Genomic DNA, 15,818 nt, shown 5'->3' with positions numbered 1-15,818 from the left:
GGTGCTCCGGGCGCGGCGCGGCACGTGCACGCTCAGGGGCGGATGCCGTCGCAGGCGATGGGCAGGTGGCGGGGTCCGCGCAGCACCGCGTTCTGACGGTACGGCGGCGGGTCCTCCAGCAGCCTGGGGTTCTCCAGCCGACGGGCCAGTTCGCTCAGCGCCAGCTGGGCCTCGAGGCGGGCCAGCGGGGCGCCGAAGCAGCTGTGGATGCCACTGCCCAGGCCGAGGTGCTGGATGTCCTTGCGGTCGGGGTCGAAGCGGTCCGGGTTCTCGAACCGCTTGGGGTCGCGGTTCCCGGACGCGAGGATCAGCGAAACCGTCGCGCCCTTGGGGATGGTCACCCCGTTCACCTCGATGTCGGCGAGCGTGCTGCGCCGGGGCAGCAGCTGCACGGGCGGCTCGTAGCGCAGCAGTTCCTCCACGATCGGCACGGACAGCTGCGGGTCCTCGCGCAGCCGCTGGAGCACGTCCGGGTGGCGCAGCAGGGTGAGCATGCCATTGGTGATCAAGTTGACCGTGGTCTCGTGGCCCGCGATCAGCAGCAGCGCCGCGGTACTGATGACCTCCAGCGTGTCCATGGCCCCGTCCGGTTCCTCGCTGACGGCCGCCAGCTGGGACAGCATGTCCTCGCCCGGGTTCTTGCGGCGCTCCTCGATCAGGCCGGCCAGGTACATGCCGAGCTCGACCTGCGCGTCGGCGGCGCCCTTGGACTTGTCGGCCGGGTCGGCGTCCGGATCGGGGTCCAGGCTGGCGGCGATGGTGTCCGCCCAGCCGTGGAAGCGCGGCTCGTCCTCGCGCGGCACGCCCAGCAGCCGGCAGATCACCGTCACCGGGAAGGGGTAGGAGAACTGCTCGACCAGGTCGATCCGTTCCAGGGACCCCGTGCCGAGGATGCCGTCGATGAGGCCGGAGACGATGCCGTCGAGCTCGCCGCGCATGTCGTGGATGCGGTGCGGGGAGTGCGGCGGCCCGAAGGGCCGGTTCGTGATGCGGCGCAGCCGGTCGTGCTCCGGCGGGTCGCGCCTGATGAAGACCGGCGGCAGGGTCGAGTCGTCGCCCTCGGACTGCGCCAGCGGGTCGTTCGCCGAGAGTGTGAGGTTGCGGGGGTCGGAGCTGATGCGCGGATCGTGCAGCAGGGCCTGGATCTCGTGGTAGGTGCTGACGACGTAGGGCCCGTCCTCGTCGTGGAACACCGGTGTCCTGCGCAGCTCCTCGTACAGCGGGTACGGGTCGGCGCGGTGGGCGTAGTCGATGATCTGCCGGAGCATGGCTTGGCTCATGGGGCGTCCTCGTGCGGCTCGCGGGATCGGCGGATCGGGGCGTGGCAAGGGCCGCGGACCGCCGGCGTGCAGGGCCGGCGCATTCATGCGCAGGCGCCCACGGTGCGCTGCGCGTCCACGGAGCGATCGAGCGGGTCCGCCTCCGTCGTCGTCCGCACAGGTCGTCGGGCGACTTCGGATCCCGCTTTCCCCAGCATGCACGGCGGGCCCGGGGACCGCCTGCCGGACAACGGAACCGCAGGTCGTACCCCCGACAGCCGTCGCCCCCCTCGCGTCTTCGTCTGCGATGCCCGACGCCTGGTACCTGACGGCGCCGGACGTACGGACCGGCGAGCGGGTGCGGAGCCGGCTGGTCGGCTGCGGCCCCTGTTCAGCAACCACTACGCCCCGGTGTCCTCCGCAGCCCGGCTGCCGCTCGATCGTTTGCGACAATGGCGTCCAGCGAGACGGGGAGGGGCGCCGTGAATCAGCCGGGTCGACAGCCGCGGTCCGAGGAGCGCGCCACGGACGGGCGCGCCGAGCGCGGCCGGCAGTCCCGGGTGAAGATCGCCGAGGCCGTCCTGTCCCTGCTCGACGAGGGGGAATCCACCTTCCCCGCGGAGCGGGTCGCCGAGCGCGCCGGCGTGTCCCGACGCCTCGTGTTCCACCACTTCGCCGACATGTCCGAGCTGGTGGAGACGGCCATCACCCGCCGGCTGGAGCAACTGATCGAGCAGATCAGGCCCCTTCCGACCACGGGGCCCCGTACCACGCGGGTAGCGGCCCTGACGGAACAGCGGGCCCGGATCCTGGAGTGGATCACACCGGCGCAGCTGACGCTGATGCGCCTGGCGACACCGGGTGACCGCGTCACCGAGGTCACCCGAGAGGTACTGGACCTCGCCCGGGGGCGACTGGCCGAGGTCTTCGCGGAGGAACTCGAACGCCTGCCCGCCGCACGCGGATCCGAGGTGCTGCACGCACTGGACGCGGTGACGACCTGGGGCGCCTGGTACCACTGGCGCAGCAGCGGCCTGAGCGCCGAAGCGGCCGCCCGCACGATGGAGACGGCCGTGCACGCCCTGCTCGCCACCACGGACCCGCTTCCCTCCGACGGCCGGCCGAGCCCCGCTCACTCCCGGTAACTACGCGCGCGCGGCCCGCTCCCGCCGCCCTCCGACACCGCGCGACAGCCGGCCGTGCAGGGCGGGGCCGCCCGCGGCCACCAGGACGAACAGGAACCCGGCCGTGATCAGAGCCGGTTCGGGGAACCACAGCCCCGCGATCCGGTCGACGATCAGGGCCACGGCCACGAGGAGCACCTTCCCCGCCACCAGGCCGAAGAACAGCCCGCGGTCGACGGGGGCCCGCCCGCCCCGGGCGAGACGGCGGCCGACCAGACGTCCGGCCACGCTGACGCAGAGCACCACCACGAGGACGCGCAGGGCATGCTCCCACGCGGGCATGTCCGCGCCGAGCGCCCACACGCCGCCCACGGCCGCACCCACGGCGGCGTACGCCGACCTTCGCGCGAGCCCGGCCGACGGTGTACGCGGGCCGGTGCTGCTCGGCCGGGAACAGGCTCGGGCGCTGTATGCGGACATGTCTGGGCCTTTCCTTACAGACGGTAAAGAACAGCTACGAAAAACCACAAAACAACTTGCACTTCGAGTGTCATATCTTTGGCTGCGAATCGTCAAGCCCCTGCCTCCGCGGCGGAGCCGGCCCGGCGGCACAGCGGCCCGGCCGCCCGGCGGCCGTACCCATACAGGAAGAGGCCGCCGGCCCACCGGTCGCGGACCGGCTTTAGCGGAAGTTGCGCAACCCGGCCGGCCCCGGACGGGGCGGGGCTATCGTCCACCACTGCGGTGGGTACGGCCCCGTACCGGCCGCAGTCCCCAGCACCCTCAGGCGAGCCACACCGTCCGGCTGCACCCCCGGCGACCGGCGCGGACGGCGACGCCGCCGATGACGACCGCCACGGAGGCCGCCCTTGACGCCCAGCGGATCGAGCCTCGCGAGGATGTCCGCCGTAGTCCTGACGCTGCTGGCCGCCCTGTGCGGCCTGGCCCTCGGCGGGGCCTCCCCCGCCCTCGCGCATTCCGCCCTCAGCGGCTCCGACCCCGCCGAAGGCGCCGTCCTCGCATCGGCTCCGAAGCAGGTCACGCTCACCTTCACCGAATCGGTCAGCTTCCCCGACGGGTCCCTGCGCGTACTGTCGCCCGCCAACGACCGCGTGAACCCGCGCCCCGCCCAGCACGCGGACGGCAAGGACAACACGGCTCAGGTGGCTCTGCAGGACGATCTGGCCCAAGGCACCTACACCGTCGCCTGGCGAGTGGTCTCCGCCGACGGTCACCCGATCTCCGGCGCCTTCACCTTTTCCATCGGGAAGCCGTCCGACACCACCGTGGTGGTCGCGAAGTCCCCTCCGGACGGCACGGCGGCCGGCCGCCTGTACGGCTTCTTCCGCTACCTCGCCTACAGCGGCCTGGCGCTGCTCGTCGGAGCCGCGACGTTCGTCCTCGTCTGCTGGCCGGCGGCGAGCGGGATCCGTCCGCTGCGCCGACTGGTGGTCGCCGGCTGGACCACGCTGATGGCGTCGACGGTGGCCCTGTTGCTGCTGCGCGGCCCGTACGAGGCGGGCGGGTCCCTGTCGTCGGCTTTCGACCCGTCCGTGCTGGGCCGAACGCTCACGGGGAGATCCGGGATCGCCCTGACCGTGCGGCTCGCGCTCCTCGTACTCCTCGCGCTCGCCGCAGTGCTGTCGCGGAGGACGCCGCTGAGGCCCGGTGTCCGCATCCGCCTTCGCTTCCGGCTCCTCGGCGGACCGGTCCTCGCCCTGGCGTTGGCTCTCACCTGGGCCGGCGCCGAGCACGCGTCCGCCGGAATCCAGGTGCCCCTCGCCATCCCCGTCTCCGTGCTGCACCTGCTGGCCATGGCGGTGTGGCTGGGCGGTCTGATCACTCTGCTCACCTCCCTGCGTCACCGCGGTTGCGACAACAGCGAGATCCCGGTTGCCGCGATCACCCGCTTCTCGGCGCTGGCCTTCGCCGCCGTCGTCGTTCTGGTCGGCACCGGGGTGTACCAGTCCTGGCGGCAGGTGGGCTCCTTGGCAGCGCTGACCACCACCTCGTACGGGCGGACGCTCGGCCTCAAGGTCGCCGCAGTGGTCCTGTTGGTGTGCGTGGCGGCTCTCTCCCGGCGGTGGACCGCCCGCCTGATGGGCGCGGCTTCGCCGGGCACGACGAAGCCGGCTGCCGTCGTCGAGGTCCGGGAGGTGCGGGTCCCCCAGACCGTCGGCGCGCCGAGCGGGCGAACCGGAGCCGGGCCGGGCGGCGAGGGGGCCGCGCCCGCTCGCACCGGGCCCGGCGACGACGATGAGCCGCCGGCCTACGATGCCGACGCGTACCGGCGCCGCCTGCGTCGAACCGTGGCGGTCGAGGCCGTCGTCGGCGCCGCCGTGCTGGTGATCTCCACCATGCTCACCGGTACCCCGCCGAGCCGCGCCGCCACGACGACCGCAGCAGCACCTTCCGGGCAGGAGCCGGACGTGAAGGTGGTCATGGTCCCCTTCGACATGGGTACCGCGAAGCATCAGGGCACGGTGCAGATCACTCTGGCGCCGGGGCGCGTCGGCGAGAACACGGTGGAAGCGGTGGTGTTCACGCAGGACGGCGGCATCTCCAGCGTCCCCGAGCTACGGCTCGCCCTCACCCAGGTCGATCAGGGGATCGGCCCGATCGACGCCGGTCTCAAGAGCCAGAAGGGCTATTGGGCCACATACGACCTGCAGATTCCCATGGCCGGTCAATGGAAGCTGGACGTGACCGTTCGCACCACAGAAATCGACCAGGTCACGGTGAGCACGGATCTCCGCGTCACACCGTGACCGCAGGCCGGTCGCAACCGCTCGCGGACGGCGATCCGCCGGGAGGGCGTCCGTCGATCAGGCGCCCCGGCCGGGCCGGCCAGCCCGGTCGACCCCGTCGGCCCGGAAACTGCTCCGCAATCGACAGTGGGGACCTGCCGGTACGAGGTGCGGTGGATGATGGCCCCGACATGGCCGGAGCCCCTGCGAGGAAGCGCCCCAGCCCGTGGCCCGAGCGGTGGGGCGGACGGTGGCTGCGGGCTGCCGTGTTCACCCTGCTCAGCTCGACGCTGGCGGTCGTGGCACATCGCCTGGCCTCGGAGGATCCGGTGTCCTGGCAGCGGGCGGGCGGCGGTGCGTTCACCGTGTACGCCGTCTCGTGGCTCGCCGCACGCTCGCGCCGCCCGGGATGGTACGTGGTCGCGGCCACCTGCCTCGTCCAGCTCCTCCTGCATCGGGCCCTGTCCGCGCACGGTCCGGACCACGGGCCCGAACAGGCCTGGGCGACGCCGGAGTTCACCCATGCGGCAGGACACCACGACACGTCGGCCATGACGCTGGCCCACTGCGCGGCCGCGTGCCTGATGGCACTCCTGATGTACCGCGCGGACCGGGCACTGAGCCGGCTGCCGGGGACCATGGGGCGATGGGCCCGGACGGCCGTCGCGGCTGCCGCCGTGGCCTTCGGCGCCCGGTGGCAGCCGCGGTTCGGAGCCGGCCCGCGCGCCGTGGCGGTCCCGCTCGGCCGCCGTACGGTCCCCCCTGCGGTGACGGCGATGCTGTGCCACGCGGTGACGCGCCGAGGGCCCCCTGGCCGGTGTGCGGGAGACGTTCCCCTGATCCTGGCGGGCTGAACGGCTGCCTCCGTGAGGCCCGCTCCGCGTACCGAGAGGGTTCCTTCACCATGCACGCATCGAACAACCGCCGTTACGTCCGCAGGCCGGTCGTCGCGGCCGTCGGGTCCCTGGTGCTCCTGGGCATCGCGGCCGGCCCGGCGGCAGCACACGCCGAGGTCAGCGCCTCCGACCCGCGCGCTCTCGCCGAGAACGTCACGTTGTCCTTCACCTCCGAGGCGGAGTCGGACACCGCGGGCATCACCGAACTGCGTGTCGTCCTCCCCGACGGCATCACCCCGGACGCCGTGACCCTCAAGGAGGCACCGACGGGCTGGAAGCTGACGGTCACCCCCGATGGGTACAGCGTCGGGGGCGCGGCGCTCGCCACCGGCACGGACGCCGAGTACAGCATCACCGTGCGCCAGCTGCCCGACGTCAAGTCCCTGCCGTTCAAGACCCTGGAGTCGTACGGCGACGGGAAGGTCTCGCGGTGGATCGAGGTGCCGGCCGACGGCCGGAAGGTCGACAATCCGGCCCCGGTACTCGACCTGAAGCCCGCGGCGCCCGGCGCGAAACCGCTCGCCCCGAGTCCGTCGCCCACACCGGCCCGGAGCACCCCGTCCGCCGAGCCGCCGTCCCCGGCTCCGGCCGCGGCGGCCGAGTCCCCCGCGACACGGACGGCGGCCGAAACCGGAACAGGCAGCAGCACCGGCCTCATCGCGGCCGCGGTCGCAGCCGTCGTACTGCTCGCCGGCGCAGCCGCCTTCTGGTGGGCCCGCCGCAGCCGGCAGTCCTGAGCCGAAGGGCCGGGGCCGGTGTACGGCACGCCCGTACACCGGCCCCGGCCCCGGCGCTGCCCCGCCTGCGACACCGCGACGGACCCGCTGCTGCCCGTCGGCACGTTCGCATGGGACGGCGGCAACCACCCGCCTCCTCAGGGGCGGGTGACGACGATCTCGCGCTTGAGGATCTTCCCCGTGGGCCCCTTGGGGAGTTCGGCCGTGAAAGTGATGATCCGGGGGTACTTGTACGCCGCCACCCGCTCCTTGACGTGGGCCCGGATCTCCTCGGCCGTCGCCCCGGCGCCCTCGCGCAGGGTGATCACCGCCACGATCTCCTCCCCGTGCACCTCGTGCGGCACGCCGACCACTGCGGCCTCGGCCACGGCAGGGTGCTCGTACAGGACCTCCTCGACCTCCCGCGGGTAGACGTTGTAGCCGCCTCGGATGATCAGGTCCTTCTTGCGGTCGACGATGAAGTAGAACCCCTCCTCGTCGACGCGGGCCAGGTCGCCGGTGTGGAACCATCCGTCGCGTACGGCCTCCGCGGTCTCCTCCGGGCGGTTGAAATAGCCCTTCATCACGTTCTCACCGCGGATCGCGATCTCGCCGACCTCGCCCGGGCCCGCCTCGGAGCCGCTCTCGGTGACGAGCCTCATCTCGACCCCGCGGATCGGAACCCCGATGGAGCCGGCCTTCCGCGGGCGGTCCGGGTGGTTGAAGGAGGCCACCGGCGAGGTCTCGGAGAGGCCGTACCCCTCCAGCACCGTGGCGTCGAAGCGCCGCTCGAACCCGTGCAGCACCTCGACGGGTATCGCGGCGCCGCCCGAGACGGCGAGGCGCAGCCGGGAGGCGTCGAAGCCGTCGGGGAGTTCGGCGTGGAGCAGCGCCGAGTACATCGTGGGTACGCCGAGGAACACGGTGACCCCGTCACGGTGCATGACCTCCAGCGCCCGCCGCGGATCGAACCGCGGCAGCAGCGTCAGCGTCGCCCCGGCGGCCATGGCCGCGTTGAGCGCACAGGTCTGGCCGAACGCGTGGAAGAGCGGCAGGCCGCCGAACAGGATGTCGTCGGGGCCTACTTGGATCAGGGTCTCGGCGGTGACGGCCGTGTTCGAGACCAGGTTGCCGTGCGTCAGCTCGGCGCCCTTGGGCGTGCCGGTGGTGCCGGAGGTGTAGAGGATCAGTGCGGGGTCCCCGTCCTCCCGGTCGACGAGGCCGGACAGCGGTTCGGTGGCCGTGAGCAGCTCCCGGAACGCCTGGGGCTCCGCCACCAGGCACTCGGTCCCCAGCTCGGCGGCTGCGGTCGCGACCTCCTGCGCGAACAGCGGGAACGCCACCGCGACGCGGGCCCCGCAGTCCCGCAGCACGTACGCCGCCTCCCGGGCCTTGAGCAGCGGGTTCATCGGCACGACCACGCCCCCGGCCCGCAGGATCCCGTAGTAGACGACGGGGAACAGCGGCACGTTGGGCACGGTCATCGCCACACGGTCACCGGGCCGCACTCCGCGGCCGTGCAGCACCGCGGCGAACCTGGCACTCGCGTCGTCCAGTTCGGCGTAGGTCAAGGTGGTGTCGTCGTGGCGCACGGCGACGTGATCGCGGCGGGCCGCCGCGGAGTTCACCAGGAATGCGGCGAGGTTGGTCATGCCGGCAGTCTCCATTTCTTCTGTTCGTATCGGCCGTCGCCGCGATGCGGGCGGCAGTCCTGCATACGTGGAATGTCCGATATGCCTGCTCCTCCGGGTCATGAGTCGGGGCCGCGCTGAGGGGATGCTAGGGCGGGCGAACTCCCGATGCTTGACGTGCCGGGACGGGAAACTTAACTTCTGGGGACCGAACACCTGGAGCACGTGATGAGGCCCCTTGTCCGCACCGCAGCGCTGAACGGTTACGTCGAGCTGAGCCGGTCTCTCGGCATCGATCCGCGCGCGCTGATGAAGAGCGTCGGTCTGGACACCGCGGACCTCGCCGTCCAGGACCGGTGGATCTCCGGCCCGGCCGCCGTCCGCCTCCTGGAGCTCTCCGCGGCCCGCTCGCACCACGACGACTTCGGCCTGCGGATGGCCGAGCTGCGCCGCTTCTCCAACCTGGGTCCGATCAGCCTGGTCGTCCGTGAGGAGCCCGACGTACGCAGTGCGCTGGCGCTGCTGCTGCGCCACGAGCACATGTACAACGAGCTGCTCCACACGCGCCTGTCCGAGGGGAACGGCCTGGCCACCATCAAGGTGGACCTCAGGGTCGGCGAGACGGCGCCGGCCCGGCAGGCCACGGAGCTCGCGGTGGGTGCCTTCGCCCGCATTCTGCGAGGGTTCCTCGACACACGGTGGCAGCCCCTCTCGGTGTGGTTCGCCCACAGCGCTCCGGCGGACCCCGGCAGGCACCGCCGCCTGTTCGGCCCCGGGCTCGAATTCGACCGCGAGTTCAACGGCATCGTCTTCTACGCCGACGACCTCGACGCCCCCAACGCCATGGCGGACCCGCAGCTGCGGAACTACGCCCGGCAGTACTTCGACTCCATCGCCGCCACTCCCAGGGACACCTCGGTGGCGGACCGCGTGCGCGAACTCATCGAGGCCCTCCTGCCCACCGGCCGGTGCTCGATCGAGCAGGTCGCCCGCAGCCTCGGCGTCGACCGGCGCACCGTCCACCGTCATCTGGCCCACTCGGGAGAGACGTTCTCGTCGCTGCTCAATGCCACACGGATGCGCCTCGCGGAGCAGTTCGTGGCCCATCCCCGCCGCTCGCTCACGGAGATCTCCGACCTCCTGGGCTTCTCCTCCCTGAGCGCGTTCTCCCGGTGGTTCCACGAACAGTTCGGGTGCAGCCCGAGGCAGTGGCGCAAGGAGAAATCCCGGGAGCACCAGCACCCGGGTACGGGCTGACTCCCACGGCAGCACGCACGGCGGACGGCACCCGGGCCGCCCCCGGCTGCTGTCCCCAAATGACAAGTCGTCCGTCACCACGGGTCAAGCAGCCGTACTCGCCCGGCCCTACTTTGGCTGCACCGCTCACGGCGGTCGGCTGCCGGAGGTGAGACGGGCCGTATCCCCTACCGCCCGCTCTCCTCCGGACCAGCCGATGGCACCCGGGCCCACGCGCCCGATGTTCTCCCCGACCCGCCCGCGCCGGTCCCTGCCGTCCAGAAGTTCCGACTCCGCAGGTACCGACTGCCGCGGCCGGTGATCACCCGTACGCGAAGGAGAAGGACCGTGCACTTTCACGACGACTCGCTCTTCCCCGAGAACCAGGAGAAGCTCGTCATCCAGGCCGCCCCGTACGGGCCGGAGTGGCTGCCCGGCGACGCCGACGACCTGCCCCTGACCATGGACGAGCACGTCCAGGCGGCCGTCGACTGCTACAACGCCGGCGCCACGGTGCTCCACATCCACGTACGCGAGCTCGACGGCAAGGGCTCCAAGCGGATGTCCATGTTCAACGAGCTGATGGGCCGGCTGCGCGAAGCGGTGCCGGACATGGTCCTGCAGATCGGCGGCTCGATCTCCTTCGCCCCCGAGGGCGAGGGCGGCGACGCCAAGTGGCTCTCCTACGACACCCGGCACCTGCTGGCCGACCTCACGCCGGCGCCGGACCAGGTGACCATCGCGATCAACACCAGCCAGATGAACATCGTCGAGATCATGACCGACGAGGACCTGGAGGGCACCTCGATCGCGAAGCCCGAGTACTACCGGGCCTACCGTGACATGGTCGTCGAGGCCGGTCCCGACTTCTACCTCGAGCACCTCGAGCGCCTGCGGGCGAGCGGCATCCAGCCGCACTTCCAGCTCGCCACCATCGCCCAGCTCGAAACCGTCGAGCGGCTCATCCGCGCCGGTGTGTACACGGGCCCCCTGGTCCTCAACTACGTCGCGATCGGCGGCGGTTTCGCCGGGCGGCACCCCTCCGACCTGATCGAGTTCATCCGCCGCGTACCGGACGGCGCGGTCCTCACCATCGAGAGCTCCATGCGCGCCGTGGCCCCGATGAACGCGATCGCCATCGCCCTCGGCGTGCACGTCCGGGTGGGCAACGAGGACAACCTGTGGCGGCGCAAGGGCGAGCGGATGTCCTCCGTCGAGCAGGTCGAGCAGATGGTCCGGCTCGCGGACACCCTGGGACGCGACATCGCGACCGGCCCGGAGGCCAAGGAGATCTACAGGATCGGCGCGTACTACTCCGACGCCGACGAGACCATCGACCGTCTCGGCATGGTCCCGAACCGGCGGCCCGGGCAGCGCGGCTTCATGCTGCGCGAGCTCACGAGCTGACCCGGCCACCCGCCGGTCGCCGCCTGCCACCGCCAGCCCTCACACACGAGCAATCGGAGCAACCCCGTGGCCCACGCAGTCCGCTTCTACGAAACCGGTGGACCCGACGTCCTGAACTGGGAAGAGGTCACCGTCGGTGACCCGGGTCCGGGCGAAGTGCGCATCCGGCACGTCGCCGTCGGCCTCAACTTCGCCGACACGTACTTCCGTACGGGCCTCTACCCGGTCCGGCTGCCCGACGGCATCGGCGTCGAGGCCTCCGGAGTGATCGAGGCGGTCGGCGACGGCGTCACCCACGTCACCGAAGGCGATCGTGTCACCTACACCGGCAGCCCGCTGGGGGCGTACAGCACGGAGCGGGTCATGCCCGCCTCACACCTGATCAAGCTACCGGACGGGATCGGCTTCGAGACCGCCGCCGCCATGACCATGCGCGGTCTCACCTCGGCGTATCTGCTGCGCCGGATCCACCCGCTGAAGGCCGGTGACACCGTGCTGCTGCACGCGGCGGCGGGCGGCGTCGGCCTCATCGTCAGCCAGTGGGCCAGGCTGCTGGGCGTCACGGTCATCGGAACGGTGTCCAGCGAGGAGAAGGCGGAGCTCGCGCGGGCCCACGGCTGCGAGCACATCATCCACTACCGGCGCGAGAACGTGGCCGAGCGGGTGCGCGAACTGACCGACGGCGCCGGCGTGCCGGTCGTCTTCGACAGTGTCGGCAAGGACACCTATCCCGGCTCGCTGGCCTCGTTGTCGCGGCGCGGACTGCTGGTCTGCTTCGGCACGGCCTCCGGTCCCGTGCCACCGATCGATGCCATGCAGCTCGCCGTGAACGGATCCCTCTTCGTCACCCGTCCTGCGCTGGCCGACTACATCGCCGAACCGGCGGAGCGCGACGCCCTTGCAGGTGAACTGTTCGGTCACGTCGCCTCCGGCCGCATCACGATCGAGATCAACCAGCGCTACTCCCTCACGGGCGCCGCACAGGCACATCGCGATCTGGAAGCCGGACGGACCACGGGATCCTCCGTCTTCGCCCTCTGAGGACATCCCGCCACACGCCACCCGAGGAGTGAGTCCCATGCCCGAAACCCTCCGGCCGCAGCAGAACGCTCTGGCCCTGGTGCGCCCGCACGCGCTCCGTACCTCCCTCACCGTCGAGCCGCTGACCTGTTCCATCGGCGCCGAGCTCTCCGGCGTGAGCCTCGCCGACGCCGCTCACGACGACGACCTGTTCGCAGAGATCAAGCTGCTTCTGCTCGAGTACAAGGTGCTGTTCCTGCGCGACCAGGACATCACACGCGCCGACCACGTCGCGTTCGCCGAACGCTTCGGACCGCTGGAGGACCACCCGGTGGCCGGCAGCGACCCGGACCACCCGGGCCTGGTCCGCATCTACAAGGACCTGGACAGCGCGCCCGAGCACTACGAGAACGCGCTCCACACCGATGGCACATGGCGCGAGAACCCCTCCATGGGGGCCGTACTCCGCTGCGTCTCGACGCCCCCCGTGGGCGGCGACACGATCTGGGTCAACATGGTCGAGGCCCATCGCCGTCTCCCGGAGCACATCAAGACGCAGATCCAGGACCTGCGCGCCCGGCACAGCATCGAGGCGACCTTCGGCGCGGTCATGCCCGGGGAGCAGCGTCACGCGCTGGCGGCCCGGTACCCGGACGCGGAGCATCCGGTGGTGCGCACCCACCCGGAGACCGGCGAGGAGATCCTCTTCGTCAACGCCTTCACGACCCACTTCGTCAACTACCACACGCCCGCGAACGTCCGCTTCGGCCAGGACTACGCGCCGGGTGCCGCCCAGCTGCTGAACTACCTGATCAGCCAGGCCGCGGTGCCCGAGTACCAGGTCCGCTGGCGCTGGCGGAGGAACAGCGTGGCCATCTGGGACAACCGCTCCACCCAGCACTACGCCGTCCAGGACTACTGGCCGGCCGTCCGCAGGATGGAGCGCGCCGGGATCGTCGGCGACAAGACCTTCTGACCCTGCTTTTTCCGTCAACAGCAGTTGAGGTGATGACAATGGGGTTTCTCACCACTGCGGCACCCGCCCCGGAGAGAACCGGTACCGGCACGGCCACCGGCTCCTCGGAATGGCCCGTGCCCCGGCGCTACGCCTGGGTGGTCTTCGCACTGAGTTTCGCGCTCCTGCTCTCGGACTACATGTCCCGGCAGGTGCTCAACGCCGTCTTCCCGATGCTGAAGGCCGACTGGCTGCTCTCGGACGCCCGGCTGGGCTCCCTCAGCGGCGTCGTGGCACTGATGGTCGGCCTGCTCACCTTCCCCCTCTCCCTGCTGGCCGACCGGTGGGGCAGGGTGAGGTCCCTCGTCATCGCGGCGACGATGTGGAGTCTGGCGACCCTGGGCTGCGCGGTGGCGGCGAGCTACGGCCAGATGTTCATCGGCCGGCTCTTCGTCGGCATCGGTGAGGCCGCCTACGGCAGCGTGGGCATCGCCGTGGTCCTCAGCGTCTTCCCGCGCACCTTGCGCGCGACGCTCTCGGGCGCCTTCATCGCCGGCGGAGCCTTCGGCTCGGTCCTGGGCATATCCATCGGCGGCGCCGTGGCCCAGGCATACGGCTGGCGCTGGGCGTTCGGCGTGATGGGGGTCTTCGGCCTGGTGCTCGCCGGTGTCTACGCCGTCGTGGTGACGGAGAAGAGGCTGACACCGCGGACGGCCCCGTCCGGGGACGGGGCAGCCGGCACCGGCACCGGCACCCGTACCGGCACCGGCTCCGACGTCCGGCTCCGGGTGCTCCTGCCGCGGCTGTTCTCCTCCGTCTCGGTGGTCAGCGCCTACATCGGCAGCGGCCTGCAGCTGTTCATCGCGGGCGCCCTGATCGCCTGGCTGCCCAGTTACTTCAACCGCTACTACGAGATGCCGACCGCGAAGGCCGGTGCGACCGCCGGGCTCTTCGCCCTGATGATCGGCATCGGCATGATCGCCGGCGGAATCGCCTCGGACCGGTTCAGCCGGCGCGACCCCCTCCGCAAGTGGACCGTCGCCATCTGCTGCAGCGTGGGCTCCCTCGTACTGCTGATGACCGCGTTCCGCCTGCCCGCCGGCCCGGTCCAGCTGCTGGTACTGGCGCTGGGGGCCCTGCTGTGCGCCGGTACGGCCGGACCGGGAGCCGCGATGGTGGCGAACCTGACCCCCGCGGCCATCGCCGCGACGGCGTTCGCCACGCTCACGCTGGCCCAGAGCCTGCTCGGACTGGCCCCCGGCCCCGCCGTCACCGGCCTGCTCGCGGACCGCCTCGGCCTGCTCGGCGCGCTCCGGATCGTCCCGCTCGTGGCGATCGCTGCCACCGCGGCCTTCCTGGCCGGACGCCGCCGGTACACACGCGATCTCCGGCGCCTCACCGCGCCCGCCGCGACGGCGGAGGCCGCAGAACCGGAGGCGCGCTCATGACGGGGAGCGGGCCCACCGTGCCGACGATCGTGATCGTTCCCGGCATGCGGGAACACGTCGAGGACCACTGGCAGACCATTCTGGCCGAGCGGCTCGGTGAGGCGGGCCGCACCGTCCGCACCGTTCCCCCGCTGGTGCGCAACCGGCTCAGCCGCGACGCACACGTCGCCCATGTGGTCGAGGTGATGCTCCGGATCACCGGGCCCGTGATCATCGTCGCCCACAGCGCGGGCGTCATGACCACGGTGCAGTGGGCCCGATGGCACGAAGCGGACGTCCGGGGTGCGCTGCTCGTCGCTCCGCCGGATTTCGGGACACCGCTGCCGGACGGCTACCCCACCCCCGGCGAGCTGGCGACGCACGGCTGGACACCGGTGCCCCGCACACCGCTGCCCTTCCCCAGCATCGTCGCGGCCGGCTCCGACGATCCCCTGGCATCCCCGGGGCGCGTCGCGGAACTCGCTCGGGAGTGGGGCAGCCGGCTGGTGGAACTCGGCCCCGTCGGACACCTCAACCCCGCCTCCGGACACGGCCCGTGGCCCCGGGCCGAGGAACTCGTTGCGGCGCTCGAACACGGCCGGCACCACGGGGCTCCACAGCCCGCCGCGTAGGTCCGCGTAGTCCCGCCCCAGCGCCCGACGGACATCTCAGTTGAAGATGTCCAGGAGGTCCGTCCAGGATCCGTCGTCGCCGCTGGAGCGGGCCCGCATCGGGCGCGGGTCCGGGTAGGTTTCCGCCGCGGCCCTCGCGCGGACCATGTCCGGCCCGCCGCACGCCGCCACCGCGAAGGCGCCGAAAGCCTCTGCGAACGCGGCCGGGTCGCGGAACTCCACGCCGTACGCCCGGCCGTCCAGCAGCGGCACCCACACCCCCCGCTCGCACCGCCGCCATTGCGCCACCGGCTGGTCGTCCGCGGTCGACCGCCCCTCCAGCCACAGCCGTGCCACGTGCAGCAGATTCACCTTTTCCATGGGCAGCCGCTTGCGCCGCACACGCAGTTCACGCGTCGTGAGCGCGATCTTCTGGTCCTTCTTCGGGTACCAGACGACGCCGATCCCGAACGGCGCCCACAGCAGGATCCCGATCATCGGCCAGACCAGCGCGTCGCCCCACGATCGGAGCAGCCCGCCGTCCAGCAGGTACAGGGCCCCGAAGACCAGAACCCACTTCGCCGTCATCCGCCAGAATCCGGTGCCCTGCCGGTACAGGACCTGCCGCTTCCTTGTCATTGCCATGCCCGCACGCTATCCGCAGCCGGGAAAGCCGGGCGGCCGGGCCGGGAACAGCCGGTCCGGCCTGCGTCGTTGCACCGTTCGGGGGTCCGGTGCTGCAGGGGTGGGAACGATGTCATCCGCTCCGGCAGGATCCGGCCTCCCGGG

Annotated in this window: 14 protein-coding genes; 10 read left to right on the top strand and 4 right to left on the bottom strand. The window is 71.6% G+C overall.

All coding sequences use genetic code 11. From position 1 onward, the window contains the following. Nucleotides 1–32 precede the first annotated feature (32 nt). A complete protein-coding gene (locus OG444_RS35365; RefSeq protein ID WP_327265939.1) occupies nucleotides 33–1,280 on the bottom strand; it encodes a cytochrome P450 in 1,248 nt (415 codons plus the stop codon). A gap of 461 nt (nucleotides 1,281–1,741) precedes the next feature. On the opposite strand from OG444_RS35365, the gene OG444_RS35360 reads away from it, so the two are divergent. Beyond that, on the top strand, nucleotides 1,742–2,404 hold the full coding sequence (locus OG444_RS35360) for a TetR/AcrR family transcriptional regulator (protein ID WP_327265938.1): 663 nt from the start codon (nucleotides 1,742–1,744) through the stop codon (nucleotides 2,402–2,404). Here OG444_RS35360 and OG444_RS35355 read toward each other — a convergent pair whose 3' ends face one another. Further along, on the bottom strand, nucleotides 2,405–2,863 hold the full coding sequence (locus OG444_RS35355) for a hypothetical protein (protein WP_327265937.1): 459 nt from the start codon (nucleotides 2,861–2,863) through the stop codon (nucleotides 2,405–2,407). A gap of 419 nt (nucleotides 2,864–3,282) precedes the next feature. Here OG444_RS35355 and OG444_RS35350 point away from each other — a divergent pair, with 419 nt between their 5' ends. The 3 genes from OG444_RS35350 (at nucleotide 3,283) to OG444_RS35340 (ending at nucleotide 6,763) form a co-directional block, all read left to right on the top strand. Continuing rightward, nucleotides 3,283–5,151 carry a copper resistance CopC/CopD family protein gene (locus OG444_RS35350; RefSeq protein ID WP_327265936.1) on the top strand — a complete coding sequence of 623 codons (1,869 nt, stop codon included), beginning with the start codon at nucleotides 3,283–3,285 and terminating at the stop codon, nucleotides 5,149–5,151. A gap of 170 nt (nucleotides 5,152–5,321) precedes the next feature. After that, nucleotides 5,322–5,984: a hypothetical protein gene (locus OG444_RS35345; protein ID WP_327265935.1), complete on the top strand. Its 663-nt coding sequence runs from the start codon at nucleotides 5,322–5,324 to the stop codon at nucleotides 5,982–5,984. Between the two features lie 50 nt (nucleotides 5,985–6,034). Next, on the top strand, nucleotides 6,035–6,763 hold the full coding sequence (locus OG444_RS35340) for a DUF1775 domain-containing protein (RefSeq protein ID WP_327265934.1): 729 nt from the start codon (nucleotides 6,035–6,037) through the stop codon (nucleotides 6,761–6,763). A gap of 137 nt (nucleotides 6,764–6,900) precedes the next feature. Here the strand turns inward: OG444_RS35340 and OG444_RS35335 are convergent, their stop codons facing one another. Next, nucleotides 6,901–8,394, bottom strand: a complete 1,494-nt coding sequence (locus tag OG444_RS35335; RefSeq protein ID WP_327265933.1) for a long-chain-fatty-acid--CoA ligase — start codon at nucleotides 8,392–8,394, stop codon at nucleotides 6,901–6,903. A 207-nt stretch (nucleotides 8,395–8,601) separates the two neighbouring features. On the opposite strand from OG444_RS35335, the gene OG444_RS35330 reads away from it, so the two are divergent. The 6 genes from OG444_RS35330 to OG444_RS35305 all read left to right on the top strand — a co-directional run bounded on the left by OG444_RS35330 (nucleotide 8,602) and on the right by OG444_RS35305 (nucleotide 15,050). Next, a complete protein-coding gene (locus OG444_RS35330) occupies nucleotides 8,602–9,630 on the top strand; it encodes an AraC family transcriptional regulator (RefSeq protein WP_327265932.1) in 1,029 nt (342 codons plus the stop codon). Between the two features lie 327 nt (nucleotides 9,631–9,957). Continuing rightward, nucleotides 9,958–11,016 (top strand): 3-keto-5-aminohexanoate cleavage protein, encoded by a 1,059-nt coding sequence (locus tag OG444_RS35325; protein WP_327265931.1) that lies wholly within the window; start codon nucleotides 9,958–9,960, stop codon nucleotides 11,014–11,016. A 66-nt stretch (nucleotides 11,017–11,082) separates the two neighbouring features. After that, entirely contained in the window at nucleotides 11,083–12,057 is a 975-nt protein-coding gene (locus OG444_RS35320; RefSeq protein ID WP_327265930.1) for a quinone oxidoreductase family protein, read from the top strand. Nucleotides 12,058–12,094: 37 nt separating this feature from the next. After that, a complete protein-coding gene (locus OG444_RS35315) occupies nucleotides 12,095–13,012 on the top strand; it encodes a TauD/TfdA dioxygenase family protein (protein ID WP_327265929.1) in 918 nt (305 codons plus the stop codon). Between the two features lie 38 nt (nucleotides 13,013–13,050). Beyond that, nucleotides 13,051–14,439 (top strand): MFS transporter, encoded by a 1,389-nt coding sequence (locus tag OG444_RS35310; protein WP_327265928.1) that lies wholly within the window; start codon nucleotides 13,051–13,053, stop codon nucleotides 14,437–14,439. A 17-nt stretch (nucleotides 14,440–14,456) separates the two neighbouring features. Further along, complete coding sequence (locus tag OG444_RS35305; protein ID WP_327265927.1) at nucleotides 14,457–15,050, top strand: RBBP9/YdeN family alpha/beta hydrolase; 594 nt, start codon at nucleotides 14,457–14,459, stop codon at nucleotides 15,048–15,050. 36 nt (nucleotides 15,051–15,086) lie between these two features. Here the strand turns inward: OG444_RS35305 and OG444_RS35300 are convergent, their stop codons facing one another. Beyond that, nucleotides 15,087–15,674 carry a hypothetical protein gene (locus OG444_RS35300; protein WP_327265926.1) on the bottom strand — a complete coding sequence of 196 codons (588 nt, stop codon included), beginning with the start codon at nucleotides 15,672–15,674 and terminating at the stop codon, nucleotides 15,087–15,089. Nucleotides 15,675–15,818: the final 144 nt, after the last annotated feature.

It is taken from the genome of Streptomyces sp. NBC_01232, from assembly GCF_035989885.1.
Classification (GTDB): domain Bacteria; phylum Actinomycetota; class Actinomycetes; order Streptomycetales; family Streptomycetaceae; genus Streptomyces.
The sequence above is the reverse complement of the archived record's forward strand: the minus strand, read 5'-3'. Positions and strand labels throughout refer to the sequence as shown.